Below are 8,982 nucleotides of genomic sequence, written 5' to 3' on the forward strand. Positions count from 1 at the left end.
ATATGGCTGATTAATCCATGCCATTTTCTTCTATCTCGCTGGCAGTACTTATATATTCCCCGGATATTCTGTTCAGTGTACTTTCAGTTGCCATATCAATGGATTCAGCTGTCTTTTCATAATTATCCGCTGTACTCTCAGTTGTCACATCAAAAGATTCATGTATTTCTTTATCATTATCTGTTGTATTATCTTTCACCATGGCATATTCTTCAGAATTATCCGAATACAGTTTTAAATCTTCGATGTTAATGTTTACCGTTTCAGGCTCCGTAACAAACCCGAAACTTCCATCGGGACTTGTGGATGCCGTATATTTAATACTTCCATTTATACTTATTGATCCTTCCGGTATTTCCTGAACGCCTGAAAATCTTATCCTGTATAATATATCCGTTGTTTCCTTACTTCCTAACATATCATCGGAATCCAATGTTTCTGATCCGGTTTCACTCACGGCCTTTTCTATTATTATATTTGCAGAATCAAATCTGTGGTTTATCTCATAAGTTATATTCTCTGACAGATATACAGGTACAGATCCTGTATTTTCAACATTTACAGAAAAATCAATTTCACTGTCATTACTGATTTCTTCAGGAAAGCTGTAAAAAACAGGTTCCGATACCTTTAATCCAATGTTGGCAGAATTTACTTTTATCTCCTCCTGCTTTTTATCAACATATACAGCGCCTGTACCACATATCATCATGAGAAATATTGTAAGGATCAATAGAGTACTTTTTATACTCTGTCTCAGCATTACAATCCTTCACTCTCTTCGTTCACCAATGCCGTTTCTTTAATAAACTCCCATGAGAGTGTATCATCTATATTTTTTGTCTGTATTCCATATACATCAGCTGTAACCAGGCAGGTACTGTCCATAAATTTGTTTCCGGCATTTAACCCGAGCATCAGCATTAAATCAACTGTACTTGTCTTATCTGAATTTGCTTCCAGAACACCGTTATTAACAACAAATTTTGCCTCCGTATTCTTTTTGGTCAAAGAAACAAACTTTATGTTATTCTCCTGAAGTTCCTGTATGCTTACATCATCAACAAAGTTCTTTCCGACAAATTCCGGATCAACCCTTCTGTCTTCTTCGTTTACGCTTCCGTCAGGATCCTGTATGAACCACTCAACCGTATCTGACATAGGTACTGAAGAAATAAGTGTGATTTCCGTAAATACCATTACATCTGCATCTCCGGTATTGCTGATCGTATAGCTTAACTCTTTACTGTCCCCCGGAAGCATATTATAAACCAGTTCTTCATTAAAATTTGTGGCATCAACTGTTATACCTAAATTCGCCGCAGTTGCCATAACAGAAACAGATTTCAAATCTGTAAAATATGCATATGTCCCTGTTATTGCTGAGATTATTGCCATTATCCCGACGGCTGCTGCAATTCTTTTCTTTTTCATATTAATAATTAACTCCTTTACAATGATAAAAAAATTTATAATCTGATATCCATTGTTTTATGCCCTCATCAATAACCTTCCGCTTTATGTCAGCTAATGAAAGGACTATTCATGACCGGCATTTTCAGGATCAGAACAGAATAATTTTCACTGTTCCAAAAATATCATTTTCCTGAAGCCTTCCCGGATCCTCACAATTGTTGGCATCGCCTTTTGTTATATATCCACCTTCGTCTTTACCAACGATCCGGTGAGTAACGTATTCATTCAATCCGAATTTATTTTGCCTGAACATAACGATGTCATTCACCTCCGGTGATCCTTCCTTCTCCTTGATCAATATTATCTTTCCTGAAGTAAATGTGGGCTCCATAGAATTTGATAAAACGACCACCGGTTTCCATCCGAACAGAAAAAATGGTTTACCCTGACCGGTTTCACGATAGGAGCAAACAATAACATATAGAGCCGTTAAAATCAGGAACACTGAAAAGCCCGATGACAATATAGACAATATCCTGCAAATATTTACTTTTAATACTCCTGAATTCATTTGATTAAACTCCTTTTATCTATTACTGAAGATTCCATAAATCGTGATCCTGTATGCAGGTGTACCTTTATCCGGATATTAACTCCTGTTTTCGTACACCCGTGAATATTATTAAGAACGATTTCGATCCGGAAATCACAAGATCGATCATTTTATTTTTCTTACTATTGATATCTGTATAATCCTGCTTTAAGCGATCTCCTTTCTTTATTACCGCTTTAACCCTTAAAGCTTAAACCATCACTATTACGAGAGTGTCAGAAGTCGACATCAAATCATTCCGCACCCCAGGGCCGCTAAAGCTTCCTTACTTATGTCACTTATTTAACACACTTCCTTCTACAGACTCGCGCTTATAATCTGCAAAGTAGAATCATTTTTACAGTTAACATCCATCTTCCGATGAACAAGTAAATTAAACCTGTGCCTTGTTATAGTTTTGTTTTAGGGATTATCCGCCTCTGTTCGATCGTCAGGAATCAGATTTCCTGTTTCAGAGACATTAAGACTATATTGAAATACATTCTTCTCAATATAGATATGAGATCTTACAAATACCTCGTAAGAAAAAAGCACGAGAAACTCAATAAAACAAAAAGTTTATTGATACTTCTCATGCTTGAAGATTATCACATTATATGTTTTTTTAAAATTGTCTAAAAAACGACCATAGTTCTTTTTCAGACTACATTTTTGTCAGTAAACCGCATAAATACGTAGTATTTCATCTGTATAAATATTTTTATCTTTATATACGATAAGCGGTTTTTCCACAATCAATTGGGTTTTTCCACCCTTTACAGCTTCCAGCAATACCATATTGGCTTCACTGTTTTCATAGGGATATACCAGTCTCATCCTCTTAGGTTCAAGCTGAACCTTCCTTAGCTCATTAAAGATATCCACCAGACGGTTAGGTCTGTGCACCATGTAGAACCTGCCGTTTGACTTCAGGGTCAATGCTGCTGCCGAACAAACATCAGCCAGCGTGCACATAACTTCATGCCTTGAAATAAGCTTTCTGTCTGTGGTATTCCGAAGTCCTGCGTTCATATAAGGAGGATTACAGGTTACAACATTCATACTGGAATTCATCCCCAGCTTACGTATCTCCCTGAGATCACCCTGTATTATCTTCATGCGTCCTTCCTGCTTATTCAGCTTCACGGATCTTTCAGCCATATCCGCAACATCCTTCTGCAGTTCAAGACCTGTTATATCTTTACAACCTGTTTTTGCTGCAAGTAAAAGCGGTACTATACCGGTACCGCTGCATAGATCAAGGAGCTTTGCGTCCTCATTAACCGATTGAAGTGCATAATTTGCCAGAAGGACAGCGTCCATTCCAAAGCAAAAACCATCGGTATCCTGGATTATCTTATAACCGTTACATTGAAGATCATCTATTCGTTCAGCCATTATTAATCATCCAGTCCTGATTTGGGATCACTTTTCTCAAGTTTCTCCAATGCCTCTATATCTTCATCTTCCTTTGTTTTCTGGGCATTTCTGTTCCCTTTACCGGATCCGTTTTTGGTATCCGGTTTTTTATCATTTCCGTTGCCGCCTTTTCTGCGCGGCTTAAACTTAAGCTCAGAAACCTTGTATTCCCTTAATTCCTTTTCATCCTCTTTTTCAAGATTTACTATTACCTTAACCTTCTGGTTAAGAACGGATACGGACGTAACCTCACCCTTCAGACCATCGGGAGTAGTAACCGTATCTCCCATCAAAGGGAGTCTGGAATTTAAAAATTCATATACTTCTTCTTCATTTTTCAAGCAGCACATGAGTCTTCCACAGACACCGGAAATATTTGTTGGATTCAGGCTGAGACCCTGCTCCTTTGCCATACGTATGGAAACCGGAGCGAAATCAGAAAGGAATGTATGGCAGCATAAGGGTCTTCCGCAGGAACCATATCCACCGAGTATTTTTGTTTCATCCCTGACGCCTACCTGCCTAAGCTCGATTCGTGTTCTGAATATAGAGGCAAGATCCTTTACCAAAGCCCTGAAATCCACTCTGCCATCTGAGGTGAAATAGAAAAGTACCTTACCTCTGTCAAAAGTATATTCCACATCAATAAGCTTCATATCAAGGTTATGTTTTCTGATCTTTTCCAGACAAACTTTAAAAGCTTCTTTTTCTTTTTCGCGATTTTCCTCGTGGTGCAGATCATCTTCTTTATCAGCTTTTCTGATAACAGGTTTTAACGGCTGAATGATCTTTTCATCTTCAGCATCACTGTTCCCCATTACCACAAATCCATACTCAACACCTCTCGCGGTTTCGACGATGGCGTGATCGCCTCTGTTAAACTTTATTGTTCCGGGGGCAAAATAATAAACCTTCCCCGCTGTTCTGAATCGTACTCCTATAACTTCTGTCATATATTCTCCCGGAATATTCCAATATTCCTTACTTTCTTAATCTATTTTCAATTTCAGCTGTACATCTGAGGCTCATCTAAAAATAAAGTTTTCGAGCTTAATACACTCATACACATATCTTATTGGATCTAAGCATTTTTCTGTCTGAGACTGAGCAAGAAATCTTCCAATAGTAACTCTCTGTTAACGTTAATAGATAAATCTCTTATGGCTTTTTCTACCAAATCTGTAGCCATGCCAATTTTTTCATAGCTCATAGAAAGAGACATTCTTATAATATCCTGTGATATCTCCTGTCCATACAAAAGCTCAATTTTTGACGTGCTTTTATAGCATAACACATCCCTTAAAAAAATTTCAATAAAGTGAAGGAATGTGTTCATGGGTACTTTCCACTCCTTACATACCTTATCAACAAAATCCAGTATCTCTTTGCCGTTTTTGAAAGTGATCTCAGATAGAAAATGAGCTGTATCCCTTGACCAGTCTTCCTTAATCATCTCTCCGAAAGTCTCTTTGATATCCTTTTCTCCGGCTTTTATCTCTATAACTCTGGAAAGAATAGTTTCAAGAAATGCATCCGAGTTTGTGGCCAGAAGCATTATCACCACATATTGAGGAGGTTCCTCCAATGTCTTCAGTAATGCATTCTGAGCCTGTTGATTCATACCTTCAGCATGTTCGATGATATATATCTTATAACTTGCCTCATAAGGTCTTATTTCAACTGTGCCGTTAACATTATTCCTTATGTTTCCTACCGATATCATTGTAGGATTATCCTCAGGTCTGTCAGGAATTATCTTTATAAGATCCGGATGCTCGTTATTCTGAACCCTTTTTTTTACACTGCTCTCCCATTCCTCTCGTGAAGAAAAATTTCTATCCTTAAAAATCGGTACTGAATCATTGTTATCTTCTAATGCCGGGTCCGTCAGCAGAAGTTTTTCAGCAAAAGCAATGGCATCGGCTTTCACCATTGCCATGTCTTCACCCTCTATCAGGTAAGCATTATATATTTGGTTTTCCGGTATCCTTAATGATTTCATCTATACAATCTTCCAGCACTATATTCACGTATCTTCTGGTAATATCTGCCTCTTTTAGTTTTTCTTCGGAAAAATCCTCATTATCAGCATTAAAACGTCTCATCATTTCATCAAGTTTTGGTTGATCTTCACGAAGCTCTCGTTGTTTTGCCCTCTCAAGCCTTATATCATCCGGAACCTCAATATATATAGGCATCACATTTTCTTTTCCAAAATAATCACGGGTGCTGATGTAGCTTTGAAGAACACCTATCATTAAATAATCGTTTCCGGATCCCAAATCAATCTGACCGTCATCCATGGTTCCATAGGTCCAGGGTCCGTACACAGTATTATAGGTTCTTTTTTCTATGATCTTACCGGCTTTTCTGAATTCTTCTATCCTGGCATCATTTACAAAATGATACTCTACTCCCTCAGATTCACCCTCACGTATAGGTCTTGTGGTATATGGCGTAACTTCTTTCCATGAGGGATTTAATTCCTTAAGACGTTTATATATTGTATCTTTGCCACTGGCTGATTTTCCAAATAAATAGTAGATCATTTTACCTCATAAATGCATTCTTTTCGCAGTTTATTTCTGACATACAGGTGTTAATCTGAATGGCTCCAAAAAATATCCAGATTAACATATAATTATGATCCTGGTTTTATACGTTGATACCTGACAGCTTCATTTTCAAACACGATAAATGAAGCATGATACTATTACAATGTTATGCCGTCGGTCCGTTATTGCTTATCTCTACATTATCACCGATAACTGCTATTGGACTTTCATTAATATTATTGTCTCCGGCTACCGGACCATCTCCTATAACACCATTTCCGGTATTTTCAGGCATAACTCTTGGTTTTTCAGCCTCATCAGTATAATCAGATTCTTCATAATCTCTGTCTTCAATAGTCTCAGTCTTTTCTTCCTTTTTCGAAGGCTTTGATGAATCCGGTTTTTTTTCTGATTCAGATATCTCTTCTTTCTTCTCGTTTTCGGATTTTTCAGGATTATCTTCTTCCTTCTCGGTGCCTGGTTTTTCAGGACCATCTTCTTTAATTTCTTCTTTATTTTTAGATTCTATTTCCTCGATTGAAGCCTCTACTGACTCAATTAATTCTTCCACCTCATCAGCAGTAGTTTCCACAGCCTGAGTCTCTGTAACCTTAACTCTCACACTTGTTGTCTCAGTCACAGTTTCTGATTTTGTATCCGCAACAGTTACTGTGATAGGTTCATTAGATTCTGTTTCAGATAAAGTAACTCTTAAATCCGGAAGGGAAAAACCATCAACATTCTTGAATACAAAAAATGCTATCAATATTGCGACTATCAACATAGAAACTGCAAATAATATCTTAAACAAATCTCCAACTAAAGTCGCTTCCTGTTTTTTCTTTCTTTTTGTAACTCTTTTATTGCTGCTCATTTCTTTCCTCAACTATTATTCATATGAAAATAAAATGACAGAATATTGGTAAACCATAGTATTTGCAGGAGCCATCCCATATTATAGAACAACCGATTCATCCAGTCTTACCGAAACCTCACCAAATACTAATGTATTTACACTTCCATCTGCTTCAGTTATTTCCAAAGTTCCATCTTTTCTTATACCTGTCGCTCGCGCCTTTCTGATATTCTGACCATCTATAACAAGAATATCTTTACCCGGGACGATATTTTTCTCGATATATTCACCGGCCAGTTCTTTATCATTGGCGATATTGTAAAACTCCTTTATTATTTCAGCAGCTAACCGGTTTCTGTCAATGCTGACTCCTTCTGATTTTTTCCCAAGAAGTGAACCTGCTTTCTCCTTTATATCATCAGGAAAACCATTTTCCGGTTCATAAATATTAACACCTATTCCAACCACTATGTATTCCATACTTCCGGATTCCATACTGGCTTGTCCTTCTGATAGTATACCGCAGATTTTTTTATTCTTATAATAGAGATCATTTACCCATTTGATTGAAAGCTCTATTCCTGTTACATTTTTTACTGCTCTGTAAACAGCGACTGCAGACTGTGCAGTCAGTATAAGATTATCAATTACTGTTCCTTTAGGCCTTAACAATAAACTTAAATAAAGTCCGGTTCCTTTTGGCGAAAAAAAGCTTCTTCCCAGTCGTCCCTTACCACCTGTCTGATAATCAGATACTATGGTAGTACCTTGTTCCGCATGATCATTAACAGCATATCTCTTTAGTACATCGTTGGTACTGCTTATTTCTTGAAAAACTTCGACCTGATATTTATCAGTTTTAAGGTAACCATTAATACACTCTTCAGATAATACATCTGAATCCTCAGATAATTTGTATCCTTTATTTTTAAGGCAATCTATCTGATATCCATCTTCTTTCAATTGATTTATCGCTTTCCAAACAGCTGTTCTTGAACATTTTAATTTTTCAGCAAGATTCTCCCCGGATATATATTTACCCTTATATTCTTCCAATAAACTTATCAACGACTTTTTTACAGTCATATCCACCTCCCGGAAAGCAGAATCCTTTCTGACGGGTAAATAATACCAAAATTTAAAAATATATACAACAGACTCACCTTTCAGGCTTTTTTCATATAACAGAAGTTTTTCTTATTATTTTAATCCAATGTTATAACGGCAATAAAAAAGGATCCTTGCTGCGGGATCCTTTTCTTATGATATTTACTTGATGATTATATTATTTTTGTATCCACATAAAGTACATTTCTCTGAGTTTTACATAATTTCTATTATAAGATCCACCATATTATGATACATTTTTCATCTCCTTTATCCTGAATTTCAATTCACATAGATTTAGGTTATAAACATATCCCTGCATATTATTATGAGATATTTGTTATTGTGAATCGATTTATGGAATCTTTTGAAAGAGATTATTAGAAACTCTGAACGGTAATTGAAATATCTTTATGTTTTAAGTATAAAGCTAATGCTCTAACTCATTATCGCTCATTCAAGCGCAAGATGATTATATTATGAACTTCAATATTTTCATATACTCTAAATTCAGACTATATTCAGAGACTGTATCCAGGCAATAATTCATTTGAATGATAGTACTTGGCATCAAATTGGCATCAATGCAATAAAAGACTACTCAGATGTAAAAAAAAAAAGCCTCAAGAAAAACTTGAGACTTAAGTATGACGCCAACGAGATTCGAACTCGTGATACCACCGTGAAAGGGTGGTGTCTTAACCACTTGACCATGGCGCCAAAAAAGGCGAAAACCGGATTCGAACCGGTGATCAGGGTGTTGCAGACCCACGCCTTACCACTTGGCTATTTCGCCTTATAAAGAAAGCATATTCATGCTATCGCGCCTCCAGATGGACTCGAACCAACGACACCGCGGTTAACAGCCGCGTGCTCTACCGACTGAGCTATGAAGGCAAACAAAATATCTGCTCTATATAATATCATCTATTAATTTGAATATCAACATCAAACCTTTCCAGCCATTTTGGACAAGCCCTCGACCTATTAGTAACTATCACCTGAATGCTTTACAGCACTTACAGCTTAGCCCTATC

General features: G+C 36.8%; 9 protein-coding genes and 3 tRNA genes. All 12 read right to left on the bottom strand.

Going from position 1 to position 8,982, the window contains the following annotated elements; genetic code table 11:
- Positions 1–10: 10 nt before the first annotated feature.
- The 12 genes from T357_RS0109190 to T357_RS0109245 all read right to left on the bottom strand — a co-directional run bounded on the left by T357_RS0109190 (position 11) and on the right by T357_RS0109245 (position 8,842).
- Positions 11–763 carry a hypothetical protein gene (locus tag T357_RS0109190; RefSeq protein WP_031551390.1) on the bottom strand — a complete coding sequence of 251 codons (753 nt, stop codon included), beginning with the start codon at positions 761–763 and terminating at the stop codon, positions 11–13.
- Positions 763–1,434 (bottom strand): TasA family protein, encoded by a 672-nt coding sequence (locus T357_RS0109195; RefSeq protein WP_031551393.1) that lies wholly within the window; start codon positions 1,432–1,434, stop codon positions 763–765. The genes T357_RS0109190 and T357_RS0109195 overlap by 1 nt, the downstream gene beginning before the upstream one ends.
- A gap of 130 nt (positions 1,435–1,564) precedes the next feature.
- Entirely contained in the window at positions 1,565–1,987 is a 423-nt protein-coding gene (locus T357_RS0109200) for a signal peptidase I (RefSeq protein WP_049962363.1), read from the bottom strand.
- 696 nt (positions 1,988–2,683) lie between these two features.
- Entirely contained in the window at positions 2,684–3,406 is a 723-nt protein-coding gene (locus T357_RS0109205; protein WP_031551399.1) for a tRNA1(Val) (adenine(37)-N6)-methyltransferase, read from the bottom strand.
- Positions 3,407–3,408: 2 nt separating this feature from the next.
- Positions 3,409–4,380: a PSP1 domain-containing protein gene (locus tag T357_RS0109210; protein ID WP_031551402.1), complete on the bottom strand. Its 972-nt coding sequence runs from the start codon at positions 4,378–4,380 to the stop codon at positions 3,409–3,411.
- Between the two features lie 128 nt (positions 4,381–4,508).
- The gene (locus tag T357_RS0109215) at positions 4,509–5,429 is read right to left on the bottom strand and encodes a DNA polymerase III subunit delta' C-terminal domain-containing protein (protein ID WP_031551404.1); all 921 of its coding nucleotides are present in this window, start codon (positions 5,427–5,429) and stop codon (positions 4,509–4,511) included.
- The gene (locus T357_RS0109220) at positions 5,392–5,976 is read right to left on the bottom strand and encodes a nucleoside/nucleotide kinase family protein (RefSeq protein WP_031551407.1); all 585 of its coding nucleotides are present in this window, start codon (positions 5,974–5,976) and stop codon (positions 5,392–5,394) included. Before T357_RS0109220 ends, T357_RS0109215 begins: the two co-directional genes overlap by 38 nt.
- Before the next feature lie 172 nt (positions 5,977–6,148).
- Entirely contained in the window at positions 6,149–6,856 is a 708-nt protein-coding gene (locus tag T357_RS0109225; protein WP_031551408.1) for a hypothetical protein, read from the bottom strand.
- Between the two features lie 81 nt (positions 6,857–6,937).
- Positions 6,938–7,924: a biotin--[acetyl-CoA-carboxylase] ligase gene (locus T357_RS0109230; protein ID WP_031551411.1), complete on the bottom strand. Its 987-nt coding sequence runs from the start codon at positions 7,922–7,924 to the stop codon at positions 6,938–6,940.
- A gap of 669 nt (positions 7,925–8,593) precedes the next feature.
- Positions 8,594–8,665, bottom strand: a tRNA-Glu gene (locus T357_RS0109235).
- 5 nt (positions 8,666–8,670) lie between these two features.
- A tRNA-Cys gene (locus T357_RS0109240) sits at positions 8,671–8,741 on the bottom strand.
- A 28-nt stretch (positions 8,742–8,769) separates the two neighbouring features.
- Positions 8,770–8,842: transfer RNA gene (locus T357_RS0109245), tRNA-Asn, on the bottom strand.
- Positions 8,843–8,982: the final 140 nt, after the last annotated feature.

It is taken from the genome of Oribacterium sp. FC2011, assembly GCF_000701645.1.
Lineage (GTDB): Bacteria > Bacillota > Clostridia > Lachnospirales > Lachnospiraceae > Oribacterium.